This window comes from Acinetobacter pollinis (genome assembly GCF_015627175.1).
Classification (GTDB): domain Bacteria; phylum Pseudomonadota; class Gammaproteobacteria; order Pseudomonadales; family Moraxellaceae; genus Acinetobacter; species Acinetobacter pollinis.
Map to the genome: position 1 here is coordinate 149478 of NZ_VTDQ01000003.1, position 16638 is coordinate 166115.

Sequence of the window (16638 nt, forward strand, 5' to 3'; positions counted from 1 at the left end):
TAGCGGTCTTTTTTTTATTTTCTCTCAAACAGTGATGCGAGTGGAATAGATAGTTTTGCTGATAGATATTCATCCGTATCAATCAGAATAGGGCTTAGACGTTTCATCCATTCATCATCAGGATGAATATTGCCAATATCTTTTTTTAGAGGTAAATCGAAAGGAAGCTCAGTATAAAAATCCCAAAAATCAATATGATCGAGATTCCTTGCTAATACATATTCATCAGTGTCTGTTCTGCGAATGATTTGTTGTTTTTCTAAAATTTCAATATATGTAGGCCAGCGACCGACCTCTCCATGACCTAATATTTTGAGTCCTTCTTTTTCGGTAACTGTTTCACCAGTGAGTTGCTTTTTATAGAATAATTCTAATATGTCTAGCATCATTACCATAGGGTGGCGTTTTTGGGCTTTCCCTGTGCTAAACGACGTTAATGCAAAACTGACTTCAACACCAAGTAGTACAATATTCCAAGAAAGAAAGATCCAAAGTAGGAAAATAGGAACAGCAGCAAAGGCACCGTAGACCAACTCATAGCTGGTAAAGTTCGACATAATATAGCCGAAAAATGATTTTAGTAATTGGAAAATTGTTCCACTGAAAATTGCACCCGCAATTGCAGAACGTAAAGGAACTTCTCTATTAGGAATTGTCCAATAAATGAAGAAAAATCCGAGGACGGTCAAAGCATAAGACAGTAAACCTAAAAAGTAAGTGCTGTCTATTTCATAGCCAGTAAAATTATTGTGAAGGACATTCAACGATGCAACAGCAGAAGAGAGTGCAAAGGCACTTCCCAAAAGAATTGGCCCTAATGAAATAATCGTCCAATAGCGCATAAAACCAATAATACCACTGCGCTTGTCTTTAATTCTCCAAATGCGGTTAAATACATCTTCAATGCTATTGAGCATCATGACAGAAGTGACAAATAGAAAGAGAATTCCTATCGCTGTTAAGTTACTCGATTTTTCGGTAAAAGAGTTAAGTGTTTGGTCAAAAGCAATGGAACTCTTAGGCAGAAAGTTACTATAAATGAGTTCTTGAAGCTGTTGGCGTGCAGGTTCTAATGCCTTAATAGATGAAATAATTACTAAAAATACCGTCAGCATGGGTACAACTGCAAATAGCGTTGTATAGGTTAGAGATGCAGATTTATCTCTACAGCGGTCTGATTCGAAGCGCATGATGACAAAAAGCAGGAATTGAAACCATGTCTTATCATAAAAGGGTAGTTTTTTTAAATATTGCAGTAACATAGATCTTTGCCTAGGTTTTTTTAATACGAATTGTTCCCTAGTTTATAGTCTTCAACAAAAATAGTAAAAAATACCGTATAGTTTATTTTTTAAAAAATGAATGAAAAGACAATGCAACCTTATATTTTGGTGCTTTATTACAGTAAGTATGGCACGACAAAAGACATGGCTCATTTGATCGCAGATGGTATCGAGCGTACAGGGACGGCTACAAAAATTCGTACTGTACCCAATATATCTACTGTAGTGAATGTCGCAGAGCCGAGTGTTCCAGATGAAGGAGATATCTATTGTACTTTAGAAGATCTAGAGGAATGCGCAGGGCTTGCCTTGGGCTCTCCAACCCGATTTGGAAATATGGCCAGTGAAATGAAGTGTTTTTGGGATCAAACGACCAGTCTATGGTTAAGTGGAGCACTTCATAATAAACCTGCATGCGTCTTTACAGCTTCAGGATCAATGCATGGAGGCCAAGAGAGTACATTGCTTAGTATGTATATACCATTACTTCATCATGGAATGATGATTCTTGGGTTGACCAATGCAACGCCTGCATTGTCAAATACGAAAACAGGTGGAACGCCATATGGCGCGACACATGTCAGCGGCACACGCCATGATCAACCTATTTCAGAAGATGAAAAACAATTATGTATTACGCAAGGTGAGCGACTCGCACAAGTTACGCTTAAATTGCAACGAGCATAAAAAAGACCGCTTTGCGGTCTTTTAAAATTATGCTTGGATAAAAGTCACTTTGCCATCATTTAATGATTGGATACGAGCAAGTGATTCTACGCGATATCCTTTTTCAATGAGGAGATCTCTTCCTGTTTGGAAAGATTTTTCAATTACGATCCCGATACCTACAATATTTGCATTGGCTTGATGAATAAGATCTGCTAATCCAAGAGCAGCTTGGCCATTGGCAAGGAAGTCATCAATAATAAGCACGTGGTCACTACTATGAATATGCTTATTTGAAATTGCGATGGTACTTTCTGTTTGCTTGGTAAAAGAATAAACTTTCGAACGATAGAGGTCATCTTTAAGAGTGAGCGACTGGTATTTACGTGCAAAGATGACAGGCACACCAAGCTCTAAGCCAGCCATAACGGCAGGAGCAATACCTGATGCTTCGATGGTAATGATTTTAGTAATCCCTTGGTCTTTAAAACGTGCCGCAAATTCTTTACCAATTTGCTGCATGAGCACAGGATCAATTTGGTGATTTAAGAAAGCGTCGACTTTGAGAACGTTATCAGATAGAACGATACCTTCAGTTAAGATTTTCTGTTCTAGTGCTTGCACGGGCGGAACCTCTACAAATTGGATGCTTTTTAAGCAAAAGCGTATTTTAAAAAGCATCCTAAAAATTGCAAGTCAAAATTTAAAGAAGTGGCTATTTTATTGCCATTTATAGTTAATTAATGAGATTCCATAAGAATTGGAGCCATCATTGTGTGCAACTTTTACTGGTAAATAGTCAAGTTCAGGTGCAAGCCAAAATAAGGTATTACGCTCTGGTTTGTTATGCTCAAGCTTAAACTTCATTGTTTTAAACGTACCATATTGTGTTTTTATGGTTTCTTCGCCTAGGTTAACAAATTTCCTCGCATCAATTCCTTTAGCATCTGTAATATAGTAAACAGGCTTTAAATGATTATTTTTTAGATCTTCTCTGATCTGTATTTCTGCATTTAATTCATCTAGCGGATTATTTTCAAGTTTGAAACTACGTGATGTACCATCTTTATTTGTAGAAACTTTCTTTTCACTCTGATTGAAGTTAATCGTTAATGCATCAGACATGCCAAGATATTTTGTAGCACGTGTAAAACTGTTTGAGGTCACATTTTGGTTATTGAAAGTGAATTGACTAGTCTCATTTGCAGAGGCGAGAATACCTGCCTTTGCTGAAAATTTATAAACCCAGCGATTATTTTCTAAAGATTGTAATGATCTTGTTGCTGTACTGATGTTGTGCCCATTATAAGAAAACTGATACGTTGCTTGAAATGGTGTAAGTGCAAAAGTGTGTATAGAGAGTAGAGCACTACCAATAAACAATGTGCTTTTGATCAGTTTTTGAAGGCGCATGATAATCTCATTCCTTTTTCAGCAGACGTTAAAAATCAATTTTATATATTAATACGTGGATAGAGCCGTTTTGTGCAGAATATGTATGTTCTGTTTAGTTCATTGGTTCTTCTTTTGCCATGTTTTTCATACGCATAATTGCTTCTAAGTTCACTTTCCCCATGACCACAAGTTCAGTTTCTTTAAGTTTTGCATGATTAATGTTTACTTTACTCAGTGTCTCAATAACTGAGCGGTTTTTTCCTAGCCACTTATTTAAGTCTAAATGCAATAATCCATCTTTAACCTCTAGCACATTAAAGTGTTGTAATATTTTCCCTAAAGGATCTTTTTTTAATACTTTTTGGTAAAAGAAAAGCGCCGTATGAATGGCCCATTTTTGTAGTTTATTTTTAAATTTCGCACTGACAATTTGAGTATTACTAATTTGTTCAAAGACAATTAATTGGACTGTATTGTTTAACTCCATTTTAAGCAATTTTAAGTCGACAGAAAGGGTGGTATGTAAACCCTGTACATCAATCGTTGCATAGAGGCGTAGCCAATCATCATGTACGTCGGCATGCAGGTCTTTAAGTAAGCCAACATTATCTGTTACGAAGCGTTTGAGTGTGGCATTTAGGAATACTTGAGATAATGCAAACTCTCGCTCCTCCTCAATAAACCCTCCAGCCTTTTGATATACTGTTTGTATATAGTTAGAGATATGAGTAATAAGCGTTTGCATAGTAAAATGTTCCAAAATATGGGTAACAATATAAATAAATTAGATCAAAAAATAATTTTTTTCGCTAGAGATTAAATATACACTTTCTAATCAAAATGATGTAACGTCGCACAAATACATATTTTTTTCGCATTGTGTCAATACTTTGCTATAGTTTGTACTTTTAACCTTTTTCACTTTTTAAAGATATAGAATAACGGCATATGGGGCAATACATTAGATATATTTCTTTAGGGAAAGATAAAGTTTTAGCATTCTCCGCTGTTGCTGCTATATTGCTACACATAGGATTGTTGCTCATTTCATTTAGAATGCCAGAATATCATAATAATATTTCACAGGATATTACGGTTGTTTTGAACCCCACACATCAAAAGTTAACAGAATCTGATTTCTTGGCCGAAAATAGTCAAGAGGGAAGTGGACAACTTAAAGAGAAAAAAAAGATTTCAAGTATTGTCCCACCTATAGAAGATACACAAAGTGCAGGACAAGCTCAGGTGAGCAAAGATAATTTTTTACAACAAGAGTCGGTAAGTGAAACTCAAGAGCGGATGCTTGTAACAACTTTAAGTTGGAGAAAACAAGTTGAAAGTCGTGAGCAAATGACAGCAAGAGACCATTTTGAAAGTCGTCAAGCTGAAAAAGAAACCATGATTAAGAGTCTAGAGGCACAGTATCTACAAGAACAACAAGAATATGCAAAGTTAAAACATACGAAGACTGTAGATTCTATTGAAGCGAAGCAAGATATTACTGCAAAATATTTAGAACAATTCAGAGAAAAAGTAGAGCTTTTTGGTAATCGTGACTATCCCCAAGCAGCAAAGCAAAGAGGGCTATCTGGCGATGTTCGATTAATGGTGGTTTTAGAACCTGATGGACAGGTAAAGGCAATTCACTTATTAGAAAGTTCCGGCTTTAAAGTACTTGATGAGGCTGCAAAAAAATCGGTACGCCGTGGCGCACCATTTGGAAAGTTCTATTCAAAAATGAATATGCTTTCAGAATTAAGAATTATAAGAACATGGCGTTTTCATACAGGAGAAACTGAGGTTAAAGCTCAGTAGGTTATTACTCACTAAGATAAGGGTTTGTTAAACCAAGCTTAGCAAGAATCTCTATTTCAAGCGCTTCCATTTCTTCTGCATCTTCAGTACTCGTTTCATGGTCATAGCCAATTAGGTGTAATGTACCGTGTACAAGCATGTGTGTGAAATGCTCAATTGGTGTTTTAACTTGTTCATTGGCCTCTTGTAAAACAACAGGAATACAAATGACCAGATCGCCTAGAGGGAGGCAGTCAATGACATTTAATACATCTTCTGGTAAGTCACTTGGAAATGACAAGACATTGGTGGGTTTATCTTTTTGGCGGTACTGAAAATTGAGTTGATGGCTTTCATCGATACCCACACATGCAATTCCAATTTCACAATCTTGTGCAAGTTGAATATGACGTAGTGTCGTTTCAATAACTTTTTTGATATAAGCGCGTTTTAGCACCAATTCAGGTGCTAAAACATCTTGTTGTAGTGAAATACTAATTTTCAAAACAAATCCTTAACTAGATTGATGTTGCTGATCTGCAGCAGAGTCGTTTTCAGCAATAAGCGCTTCTTGTTTCGCTTTGCGTTCAGCACGTTCTTGTGCATTGAGACGTTGCTGTGCATCATCCCAACCATCATAGGCTTCAACAATTTTTTGTACCAGTTGATGTCGGACAACATCGCGTGAGTGAAAGTGAGTAATATGAATTTCTGTTACATTTTCAAGAACACGAAGCGCATGTGCAAGGCCAGATTGTTGGCCACGCGGTAAGTCTACCTGCGTGATATCACCTGTAATTACGGCACGTGAACCAAACCCTAAACGTGTGAGGAACATTTTCATTTGTTCAGGCGTCGTATTTTGCGCTTCATCTAATATAACGAATGAATGATTGAGTGTTCGTCCACGCATATACGCAAGAGGTGCGACTTCAATCACTTGACGTTCAATAAGTTTGGCAACTTTTTCAAAGCCAAGCATTTCGTATAAAGCATCGTATAATGGGCGTAAGTAAGGATCGATCTTTTGGGTTAAATCACCTGGAAGAAATCCTAACTTTTCACCCGCTTCTACAGCAGGACGAACCAATAAAATTCTTTGAATTTCATTGCGTTCAAGCATATCTACAGCGGCTGCAACAGCAAGATAAGTTTTCCCTGTTCCAGCCGGCCCTACACCAAAAGAAATATCGCTTTGCAATATACGTTGTACATAACGTTTTTGGTTCGAACCTCTTGGATTAATACGCCCTTTACGGGTTTGTAGCCAAACATCATCTAGACCCGTGTGTTCTTGGTTTGTACTCCGATCTGTTTGACTACCTTGAATCATTAAATGTAGCGCATCTGCACTGACTTGTGCAGATGTGGCTTCTTCATACAACTTTTTCAAAAGTGATTCAGTTCTTTCAACTGCATCAAGTTCACCATCAATATAAAAAACATCGCCTCGATGATTAATTTTTACATCTAAGCGCTGTTCAATTTGTTTTAAATGTCCATTATAAGCGCCAAGCATATTTTTAGTATGCTCCATTGAAATACCAGGAAAAGCTACTGTACGTCGAATAGATGCAGTCAAGAGAGTTCCTTTTTTTTGGTTGTTTGATTATTCCTCTACATTACGCTACGTCAGGTTCAAGATTCAAGAGTTCACCGTAAACTAAATTTAATGTTTTAATTTCAGTAATCTTTACCTCTGCAAATTTCCCAATCCAAGAAGTATCTCCAGCTAAAGTAACTAAGCGAGTATTGTCCGCCGTTCCAATCAGCATATTTGGATCTTTATCTGAAACTTTCTCGATTAAAACACGTTGAACCGTATTTTTCATGGCATCCGTTTTGTCGATACTTGAGCGCTTAATGACTTGCTGCACTTGGCTAAGACGTTCTTTCTTTACATTTTCAGGAATGGTATCTTCAAGTTCAGCGGCAGGTGTTCCTGGGCGTTTTGAATAGATAAAACTATATGAATGATCAAAGTCTAAATCTTTAATAAACTGTAATGTTTCTGCAAAATTTTCATCAGTTTCACCGGGGAAGCCAATAATAAAATCACTTGAAAGATGCATATCAGGACGAATTTGACGTAATTTTTCCATTTTTTTGATGTATACATCAATGGTGTGATTACGTTTCATGGCTTGCAATACATCATTTGAACCACTTTGCACAGGTAGATGTAAATGAGAAACCATCTGTGGTAGATCTCTGTAACATTCTATGAGTGCTTCCGAAAACTCAAGCGGGTGAGAAGTGGTGTAACGGATACGACCAATTCCTGGAATTTCAGCCACTAAACGAAGTAGTTCTGCAAATGTACATACATTTCCATCGAATGTTTCACCACGGTAACCATTGACGTTTTGACCTAGTAATGAAACTTCACGCACTCCTCTTTCTGCAAGACTAGAGATTTCTTCAAGTACATCATCGAGTGGGCGAGATACTTCTTCACCACGTGTATATGGTACGACACAGAAAGAACAATATTTCGAACAACCTTCCATGATTGAAACGAAGGCTTTGTGTCCCTCTACGCGTGGCTCAGGTAAAAAGTCAAATTTCTCAATATCTGGAAATGAGATATCTACCAGTTTAATTTTTTCTTTTTTGGGTTTTTGTACTTGGCCTTCATGTTGGTCAAGTAATTGTGGCAAACGGTGTAAGGTTTGAGGCCCAAATACCATGTCTACATACGGCGCACGTTTTTGAATATTGTCGCCTTCTTGCGATGCAACACAGCCACCGACACCAATAATTAAATCTGGATTTTGTTGTTTCAACTTGCGCCATCTGCCAAGTTCACTAAATACTTTTTCTTGGGCCTTTTCACGAATAGAGCATGTATTCATGAGTAAGATGTCTGCTTCTTTCGGATTCTGTGTAAGTACATATCCGTGTGAATCACCTAAGAGGTCTGCCATACGATGACTGTCATACTCATTCATCTGACACCCTTGAGTTTCGATATACAGTTTCTTAATCGAAGACATCTCTGGAGTGTGTAAAGGCTGGTGAACAGTGTTTTCTGAGGCAGCTTCGTCACGCGAAGGAGTGAAAGTTTGAACCGTCATGTAGGCTCCTGATACAAAAGGTTAAGCATGAAAGCTAAATTTGGCTTCACACAACAGTAAAAAAGTGGAGCGTTATTTTACCATTTTTCTAAGCAAACAAGTAGTCAATGCCTGTGATTGTTGGATCGTATGAAAAATGGTAAATAATTACACAACATAACAAGAATAAGAGAAGTGTTCACATTAAACTAAGATTAAAAAGTTTAGCATTGAGTGGTGTGTTTTTTATGTGCAATTTATGGGTGGGTGTGTGAGTCAGAAAAAAAATAAATGCTATCTTGGTATCGCTTTATTTCATTTGTCCTTAGGTTGTACAACGTCTATGGCGTATGCATCAAATGAACAGTTTAATGATGCACTTTCTGCAGCGAATGCTGGCAACGTGGCTCAGCTAGACCAATATACACTTGCCATGCAAAATGATGTATTAGGATACTATCCAGAGTATTTTAAGTTAAATACTAATTTAGCGATGCAACCATCATCAAGTATTGTTCAGTTTGCACAAAAATATCCAAATTCTGCAATGGCAGAGAAGTTAGCTGCCGATTATGTTGAGGAAAAGGTAAAGCAAGCTAATTATTTAGATGCTCAACCTGTTTTACCATATGTTACTAATGCAGATACAGCAGAAGATTGCGCGATTGCCCAAGTACGTGCAAAGTCGGGTGATTCTTTGGTGTTTGCTGAGTATAAAGATTTATGGCTAAGTACAAACAGTAATATGCCTGATGCATGTATGGGACTTAATCGTATGATGTCATCAAGCCCATTGATGACAACAGAAGATAAGCAACAACGATTATGGACTCAGCTTAGAGCTGGACAAATTGGGTTAGCTGCTTCAACTGCTCAGTCTTTAGGTCTAAATATTTCTATCGCACAATTAACACAAATTCAGACCAATCCTTTGGGGTACTTATGGTCTGCACCCAAAGCAAATGATACAGATTATGCATATTTAATTTTTGCACTTGGTCGACTTGCAGAAAGTGATTTAACAGCAGGTTTAACGGCTGCTAACCGTGCGGCGGAGGGGGTTCCTCCTGCTGTCCAGAAATATTTATATCGAACTGTAGCGTATATAGGCGGTACAACAGTTTTAAAAAATAATTTCAATCGTATTGTTTTAAACTATTTTGATGCAAGTTATGGTATTCCATTTAGCCAAGAAGAAGCAGAAATTTATGCACGTCAGGCCATTCGTTTTGGAGCATGGGATAGTTTAATTCGGGCTATTTCTGTAATGGGTGTGACCCAACAACAAGAAAGTCGCTGGCAGTATTGGTTGGCAAGAGCAGATGAGCAACAGGCCGATTCGAGCTATAAAAAACAGGCTACTACAATTTACGATAGTCTGGCTGAAAGTGGAGACGATTATTATAATTTATTGGCTCAAGAAAGAATTGGACAAAAATATAATCGTGTAGATAATGCTCAACCCTTAGCGGATGATTTACAGCGCGTGAACCAAGATGTGAATTTTAGCCGTGCTTTTGCTTTACGTAATATTGGTGCGCCTGCAATTTACGCAAATCGCGAGTGGAATTGGGCAGTCAGGCAAGCTTATTTGAGAAAAGACGATGGCTTACTACTTGCGGCAGCACAAAGAGCCTCAAATATTGCTTGGTATGATCGTGCAATTTATGCAGCAGAAAGAACAACCAACAAGCATAACTACACCTTAAGATATTTAACGCCTCATCAGAGCGCCGTTGTATTACACAGTGGAAACGTTGGCTTAGATCCTGCATGGGCATATGGTCTTATGCGCCAAGAAAGTCGATTTGTAACAAATGCACGTTCAAATGTGGGCGCCGGTGGTTTGATGCAGATTATGCCAAATACTGCCAAATTGGTTGCGAGACAAATGGGTGAAACTTATAATCCTGCAGCACTGAGTGATATGAATACCAATGTTCGTTATGGCACATACTATTTGTCCATGATACAAGGGCAACTCAACGGAAATGCAGTGCTTGCAACAGCAGGGTATAATGCTGGGCCGAATCGTGCATTACGTTGGCAACCTACCGATCAGCCTCTCCCAGCAGATCAGTACATAGAAAGTATTCCATTTGATGAAACACGTAACTACGTGAAGAATGTAATGACAAATACAATTCATTATGGTGCTATATTGGGACAGGGACAGCAATACATGAGTAAATGGATGAAAATAATTCCATTACGTGGTCAATAGAAAGAAATATACAATGGTCAGTAGGGTTATAAAATTGATTGGTAGAGTCTATGTCTAAGAGTAAATCTTTACAGTATTTTTCGACATATGGTTTCATGATTATCGTAAGTGCTTTTAGCATGTATACGCTATCATCTATCAGTTATGCAGCAAAAATTGATATGCCTGAGGGTTATATCTTAAATATACAAATGACACCCGCCGTTTGTGCATTTGATCCGAATCAGAAAAAACAAAGAAAGTGCTTAGAAGGGTATGCGCTTACGATTGGTAGTCTTGTCCCAGAGAGTTTTAATAAAAGTGAAGCTTGTGAAACAGAAACTTCACCTATACTTTCTCCATTACAAGCAAAAGTTGTGGCGCGTGTTATTCCTGATGAATCTTATCGAATCCAGCTTTGGCATGCAGTTGGTGGCTGTGTACCTATGAATGCATCGCAATATTTTAGAACCATTATTAATTATGCTCAAAATCTAAAAATTCCTGCGGTACTCACAGATACAGTTTCTCATGCAATTGGTAAACAATCTTTAGAGGAGCAGTTTCTAGGGCTCAATCGCGGACTCCCTGCCCGAGGAATACAGTTAAACTGCCAAAAAGATGGTAGAAATAATATTTTAACGCATATTAGCGTTTGCTATAAAAATAATGGCCAATTTAAGGCATGTCCAGTCAATGTGACATCGAATTGTCCAAGTCAATTTAATATTCAAGGAACGTATTAATAGAACAATTCTTTCGTCTTAAATGGCGATGATTTACCATGCAACAACAAAAAGATTGGAGTACAATATTGGTCGTTTATGATTAAAAAGATTAAATAGAAACTCGCTGTTTAATCATATTAACGCACCTCAAATGGAGATAATTACATGAAGCAACCCGTTCGTGTTGCCGTAACTGGCGCTGCAGGTCAAATTGGATATAGCTTACTATTCCGTATCGCAAGCGGTGAAATGTTAGGGAAAGATCAACCAGTTATTTTACAACTTCTTGAAATTCCAGTTGAGAAAGCTCAACAAGCGCTACAAGGCGTAAAAATGGAATTGGATGATTGTGCATTTCCTTTACTCAGCGAAATCATTTGTACAGACGATCCAAATGTAGCATTCAAAGATGCTGACTATGCCTTGTTAGTAGGTGCGCGTCCACGTGGTCCAGGTATGGAGCGTGCAGATTTATTACAAGAAAATGCAAAAATATTTACAGTACAAGGTAAAGCGTTAAATGATCACGCAAGCCGTGATGTGAAAGTATTGGTTGTAGGGAACCCTGCAAATACCAATGCATATATCGCAATGAAGTCAGCACCAGATTTACCAGCAAAAAATTTCACTGCAATGTTACGTTTAGATCATAACCGTGCGTTAACACAGCTTGCACAGAAGGCAAATGTGGCTGTTGCAGATATTGAAAAATTAACAGTATGGGGTAATCACTCACCAACAATGTATGCAGACTATCGTTTTGCTACAGTTCATGGTGAAAGTCTAAAAGATAAAATTAATGATGATGCTTGGAACAAAGACGATTTCTTACCAACAGTAGGGAAGCGTGGAGCAGCAATTATTAATGCACGTGGTCTATCTTCAGCGGCATCAGCGGCAAATGCAGCAATTGATCATATTCATGATTGGGCGTTAGGTACAAATGGTCAATGGGTGACAATGGGTATCCCATCTGATGGTTCTTATGGAATTCCAGAAGGTGTTATTTATGGTGTACCTGTTACTTGTGAAAACGGTGAGTATACACGTGTTGAAGGTTTAGAAATCGATGACTTTAGCCGTGAACGTATGAATGTTACATTACAAGAGTTAGAAGAAGAGCGTAGTGCAATTGCTCATCTTCTCAAATAAAAAATATAAGAAAAAAGCACCTATAAAGGTGCTTTTTTTGTGCCAAGTTAATTTAATTTTTTATTGAGTATATCTGTAAACCACCGCTCTTTTTGCTGTAAACGGAAAGCGTGATGTTGCTTTAATAGATGTAGATCAAAACAATCTGTATTTGCGTATTTAATCAGCCAATGTCGAGTCATGGCAGTTTCATCTTTTACCGCTGATGCATAAGCAAGATAAAAATAAATATTACCATCTTGGAAGTGTGCTAATGGCTTAAGAATTTGCTGTGTAATAAGTGCAAATTTTTGATCTTGAGATAACTCGTAGTAGATCATATATGCTTTCACGAGTTGAAGTGAAAGATCTATATAATTTGCTGTTGATTGATCTTCAAATTCAATTCTTGCTTGTTCCAATAAAACAATTGCTTCATGTAAGAAGTGAATTTGCTCTTGTTTGTTGCGACTGAGTGTAACTAGTTGAAGACGCAAATCTGCACGCTCCGAAGCAAGCTCAGCAGAGTTTTCCTCTAGATATAATTGGTCAGTTTCACCAATTCTTTGAATAATATCTTTGCTCATAATCGCACCCTAATTTACTTATTTTATGATATGAGGGGTTTTTATTAAAATTAAAGGTTACCATAATGTATGGTCGTTTCTAAGCCATGCGGTAATAGAAAGACGATTTGCTTTAGATATCAACACTTCATGCAGTAAATTACTGTCAAAAACAACAAGACTATTTGGCGTGGGCTCAATAATATGCCAGTTCATTTGTTTATCTTGCAAGCGTAGTTGTCCACCCAAATTTTGATGCCAAGTGCGATGTAAATAAAAAACAGTAGAAATTATTCGATGATTTTTTTGTTGTGGATTATCTCGGTGTAGTGCATAAAACTCACCTTCGTGATAGCAAGCAAAATGTGCTTCTACATTTTTAATTCCTAAAAAGAAGGTTTGATTAAGTATTTCAGAAAATAAATTCAAGGTCGATAAGTGCGTCTGAGCAAGAGACTCTGTGTCATTAATCCATAAAATATGGTCGCTACGAATTTTGCTGATAACACCATTTTGAATACCAGCCTCACGAAAATGATCAAGCTGAGATAAACATTCACGATTTAATGCATCAAAATATAGGTCATCGTAGACGTTTGGAATAATGCTAAAACCATATTCATCTAGTGAATGAATGATTTTATCCATATCCCAATGAAGCGGGAGAGAAAGGGTTGTCATTTTAGAAATAACAATAAAAATAAAGGGAACTTATTCTAGAGCAAATTATGATTGAGCATGTATGTTTTTTTTCATGTTAATATATTTGTAGAAATGAGGAACATACATATATATGAATTATCGTCACCACTTTCATGCAGGTAACTTTGCAGATGTAATGAAGCACGTTTTACTACTTCAATTACTTACACGCTTAAACTTGAAAGATAAGCCTTACCGCTACATTGATACACATGGTGGTGCAGGAAAGTATGATCTGTCTGAAGCACCCGCGCAAAAGTCAGGCGAGTTTTTATCGGGTATTCATCGTCTTATGCAGTTACAACCAGGTCAGATTAAAAAATCTCCTGAGGGCGTGCAACAGTACTTAAAACTTGTAGAAGAACTACGTGAACAAGAGGGGAAAGGTGCTTACCCAGGTTCGCCGTGGGTGGCATTACAAGGGTTACGTGAAATAGATAAGGCAACCGTTTTTGAAATGCAAAGCGATGTATTTGAACAACTACGCCATAATATTCGTGACAAAAAGATGGGCTTGCATGAACGTGATGCCTATGAAGGATTGCTTGGTGTTATTCCTCCGCGTGAAAAGCGTGGTTTGGTTATGATTGATCCACCGTATGAAGTAGAGAGAAAAGACTTTCCACAATTGGTAGAGCTTATTCAAAATGCATACAACAAATGGCCAACAGGCGTATTTGCAGTTTGGTATCCAATTAAAGATCGTGCCATGATTCAGCGTTTTGAAAAGAAAATGATAAAAACAGGGATTCGCCGTCAACTGGTTTGTGAAATCTGTGTTTGGCCAGATGATACACCGATTGGTTTAAATGGATGTGGCCTACTTGTGATTAATCCACCTTGGAAGTTTGCTCAAGAAGCTGAAGAGGCGTTAAAGTGGTTATTTCCACACTTGAAAATGCATGAAACAGGTGGATCATTTGCAGTAAAGTGGCTTGTTGGTGAATAATGACCCCCAATCTGGATATCTAGGAACTAAATATATGACCAAGACACCAAAGCGCAATGGCGATTATTCTGATGATGTTCATGATGGTTTAACATTTGAAGTCATAGAGGAAGAGGATACAAATGAAGGTCAGCGTGTAAAAAAACGTGGGATCTATCTATGGCCTAATCTCATCACAACTGCTGCTTTATTGTCAGGTTTTTATTCCATTGTTGCAAGCATGGATGGCCACTATATACAGGCAATTTATGCCATATTCTTGGCTGCATTGTTAGATGGTTTAGATGGTCGTGTTGCGCGTGCAATTGGAGCACAGAGTCCATTTGGTGAACAACTCGACTCGCTATCTGACCTGATTGCATTTGGTATTTCTCCTGCAATTTTAATGTACAGCTGGAGCTTACATGGCCTAGGGCGTATCGGATTGGCGTGTTGTTTTGTCTATGCTGCATGTGCCGCATTTCGATTGGCGCGCTTTAATGTACAAATTGGTGTTGTAGATAAACGCTATTTTATTGGTATTGCTAGTCCACTGGCTGCAATACTTGTGGTTTGTTTGGTGTGGGTAAGCAAAGATTACTCAACAATTTTCCATGTTAAAGATAAAGCAATTCAGATTGGTTACGCGGTATTTATGGTGGTAACTGGCTTACTCATGATTTCAAATATGAAATATTATTCATTTAAGCAAATGGATAGAAAAAGAGTGCCCTTTATTGTTATGCTGCCAGTTGTGCTTGTTTTAGCAGCGATGACTTACAATATACCTGTTGGTATTCTCATTGTATCTACACTTTATGTACTGTCAGGGTTTATTACGACATTCTTTGCACATAAAGAAGAAGCATTGGAAGATGAATAAATAATAAATAACAGGGGGCAGGCTATGAATATTAAATCTCAACCTTCCCCTATATCTTTAGAAAATAATTCAGTTATTGATTTAAATTATTCGCCATTATTTATTAAACACTTAAGTTTGGTTTTCTTAAACCTTCCTAGTCCATTACATTATTTATCTATTCATTTTCTTAGTGGGAGATCAACATCCCCAATTTATACCCCTCTACAAAATCATAAGAATAGATTACATTTATTTATAACAACAAGCGGGCAACTTGCCCAGCACTATACTTATATTTCACTCTTAGAAAGTGGAATAACAAACCAGACAATGATGTCCCAATTATTTAATCTCTCTATAAACAAGTATGAATTTTGTTTTGAAAAAAATGATGAAGTAATGCGAGCGAACTTTATTGTTAACGTATTATGTAATCTTATTTCTGAGCAAGGTGTTCAGCATTTTTTAAAACAATCTATATCCATCTTGGCTTTAAAGGGTTTATTTTACTACAAAAATGAAAAGCTTGAATTACACACGCAAGGTTACTTGTTTACGACTAAATATTTAGATGTTCCTTTTCTGAGCGTTTCGTTTTATATGCGCTTAATCGTGGAAGTTGATGATTTCTGTATTTGTTTTCAGCAAATACAATACAAGAAAGATATTGCTCCTCTTCAAAAAGTCACTGTTACCAATCTAAAAGAAGGTAAAGCAAATACATATAGAAAGGGAGTAACATACTCACTATTTAGTGTTCACCCTAAAATTAAAAACTTAACGAAGCATGATTTATATATTCCTAAAGAGTATCAGTGGAAATTACAAATAGATGATTACACTGTTGAGGTAAATGCATTATCAAAAAGAGATATCAAATTAGGTTTTGCCCAAGGCATTACTGATAGCGCATATGTAGATGTAATAATTAATCAAAAAAAATATGAAAGAAAGATAGGCTATGTTGAATATATCGATAGCCGAGGATTAATTTTACAGGAAAGCAAAGAGTCAGATATGCAAAAGATATTACCAAATCAATCTACTTCAGCTTATTTGGCTAAAAATACCGTCAAAACGATTAAAAAAACGTAAAAATACTAGTTTTTGTATATTTTTAGCTCTATTGACAAATAAAATAGAAATAAAATGGCTTAGGGGGTTGTGTTTGGAATTGATTGGTCTATAATGCGTATCCATCGGCGGTGATGTTGAAAGAAACTTCTTGATAAACAATAACTTAGTTGATTGGTTTAGGATTTAGTTCTTAGATTGATTGAGGTTGGGGTTTGATGAAGAAGATAAAAAACTTTCAGATTAC

At 37.0% G+C, this 16638-nt stretch carries 17 protein-coding genes; 8 read left to right on the top strand and 9 right to left on the bottom strand.

Translation table 11 applies throughout. The features are described 5' to 3' along the window. Positions 1-14: 14 nt before the first annotated feature. Complete coding sequence (locus tag I2F23_RS02580; protein ID WP_195771008.1) at positions 15-1262, bottom strand: YhjD/YihY/BrkB family envelope integrity protein; 1248 nt, start codon at positions 1260-1262, stop codon at positions 15-17. A 111-nt stretch (positions 1263-1373) separates the two neighbouring features. On the opposite strand from I2F23_RS02580, the gene wrbA reads away from it, so the two are divergent. Beyond that, the gene (wrbA, locus tag I2F23_RS02585; protein ID WP_195771009.1) at positions 1374-1970 is read left to right on the top strand and encodes an NAD(P)H:quinone oxidoreductase; all 597 of its coding nucleotides are present in this window, start codon (positions 1374-1376) and stop codon (positions 1968-1970) included. A gap of 27 nt (positions 1971-1997) precedes the next feature. On the opposite strand, the gene I2F23_RS02590 is transcribed toward wrbA, so the two are convergent. From I2F23_RS02590 to I2F23_RS02600, 3 genes are all read right to left on the bottom strand, one after another. After that, positions 1998-2573, bottom strand: coding sequence for a xanthine phosphoribosyltransferase (locus tag I2F23_RS02590; protein ID WP_195771010.1), 576 nt, complete (start codon positions 2571-2573; stop codon positions 1998-2000). Positions 2574-2669: 96 nt separating this feature from the next. Further along, a complete protein-coding gene (locus I2F23_RS02595) occupies positions 2670-3362 on the bottom strand; it encodes a DUF3108 domain-containing protein (protein WP_195771011.1) in 693 nt (230 codons plus the stop codon). A gap of 94 nt (positions 3363-3456) precedes the next feature. Then, complete coding sequence (locus tag I2F23_RS02600; protein ID WP_195771012.1) at positions 3457-4089, bottom strand: hypothetical protein; 633 nt, start codon at positions 4087-4089, stop codon at positions 3457-3459. 203 nt (positions 4090-4292) lie between these two features. Here I2F23_RS02600 and I2F23_RS02605 point away from each other — a divergent pair, with 203 nt between their 5' ends. Next, positions 4293-5159, top strand: coding sequence for an energy transducer TonB (locus I2F23_RS02605; protein WP_195771013.1), 867 nt, complete (start codon positions 4293-4295; stop codon positions 5157-5159). A gap of 4 nt (positions 5160-5163) precedes the next feature. On the opposite strand, the gene ybeY is transcribed toward I2F23_RS02605, so the two are convergent. The 3 genes from ybeY to miaB are packed head-to-tail and all read right to left on the bottom strand — an operon-like array spanning position 5164 to position 8215. Next, a complete protein-coding gene (gene ybeY / locus I2F23_RS02610) occupies positions 5164-5643 on the bottom strand; it encodes an rRNA maturation RNase YbeY (protein WP_195771014.1) in 480 nt (159 codons plus the stop codon). Between the two features lie 9 nt (positions 5644-5652). Further along, positions 5653-6720 carry a PhoH family protein gene (locus I2F23_RS02615; RefSeq protein WP_195771015.1) on the bottom strand — a complete coding sequence of 356 codons (1068 nt, stop codon included), beginning with the start codon at positions 6718-6720 and terminating at the stop codon, positions 5653-5655. 40 nt (positions 6721-6760) lie between these two features. Continuing rightward, positions 6761-8215 (bottom strand): tRNA (N6-isopentenyl adenosine(37)-C2)-methylthiotransferase MiaB, encoded by a 1455-nt coding sequence (gene miaB / locus I2F23_RS02620; RefSeq protein ID WP_195771016.1) that lies wholly within the window; start codon positions 8213-8215, stop codon positions 6761-6763. 238 nt (positions 8216-8453) lie between these two features. Here miaB and I2F23_RS02625 point away from each other — a divergent pair, with 238 nt between their 5' ends. The 3 genes from I2F23_RS02625 (at position 8454) to I2F23_RS02635 (ending at position 12277) form a co-directional block, all read left to right on the top strand. Beyond that, positions 8454-10418, top strand: coding sequence for a lytic transglycosylase domain-containing protein (locus I2F23_RS02625; protein ID WP_195771030.1), 1965 nt, complete (start codon positions 8454-8456; stop codon positions 10416-10418). A gap of 50 nt (positions 10419-10468) precedes the next feature. Next, complete coding sequence (locus tag I2F23_RS02630; protein WP_195771017.1) at positions 10469-11143, top strand: ribonuclease T2 family protein; 675 nt, start codon at positions 10469-10471, stop codon at positions 11141-11143. A 147-nt stretch (positions 11144-11290) separates the two neighbouring features. Then, on the top strand, positions 11291-12277 hold the full coding sequence (locus tag I2F23_RS02635) for a malate dehydrogenase (RefSeq protein ID WP_195771018.1): 987 nt from the start codon (positions 11291-11293) through the stop codon (positions 12275-12277). A gap of 47 nt (positions 12278-12324) precedes the next feature. Here I2F23_RS02635 and I2F23_RS02640 read toward each other — a convergent pair whose 3' ends face one another. Beyond that, a complete protein-coding gene (locus tag I2F23_RS02640) occupies positions 12325-12843 on the bottom strand; it encodes a hypothetical protein (protein ID WP_195771019.1) in 519 nt (172 codons plus the stop codon). A 57-nt stretch (positions 12844-12900) separates the two neighbouring features. Beyond that, positions 12901-13503 (bottom strand): 2OG-Fe(II) oxygenase, encoded by a 603-nt coding sequence (locus I2F23_RS02645; protein WP_195771020.1) that lies wholly within the window; start codon positions 13501-13503, stop codon positions 12901-12903. A 112-nt stretch (positions 13504-13615) separates the two neighbouring features. Here I2F23_RS02645 and I2F23_RS02650 point away from each other — a divergent pair, with 112 nt between their 5' ends. Genes I2F23_RS02650 through I2F23_RS02660 form a run of 3 tightly spaced genes read left to right on the top strand, consistent with a single transcriptional unit; the run spans position 13616 to position 16412 of the window. Then, positions 13616-14473, top strand: coding sequence for a 23S rRNA (adenine(2030)-N(6))-methyltransferase RlmJ (locus tag I2F23_RS02650; RefSeq protein WP_195771021.1), 858 nt, complete (start codon positions 13616-13618; stop codon positions 14471-14473). A gap of 34 nt (positions 14474-14507) precedes the next feature. Then, positions 14508-15335 carry a CDP-diacylglycerol--serine O-phosphatidyltransferase gene (pssA, locus tag I2F23_RS02655; RefSeq protein WP_195771022.1) on the top strand — a complete coding sequence of 276 codons (828 nt, stop codon included), beginning with the start codon at positions 14508-14510 and terminating at the stop codon, positions 15333-15335. 24 nt (positions 15336-15359) lie between these two features. Next, positions 15360-16412, top strand: a complete 1053-nt coding sequence (locus I2F23_RS02660) for a hypothetical protein (RefSeq protein ID WP_195771023.1) — start codon at positions 15360-15362, stop codon at positions 16410-16412. Positions 16413-16638 lie beyond the last annotated feature (226 nt).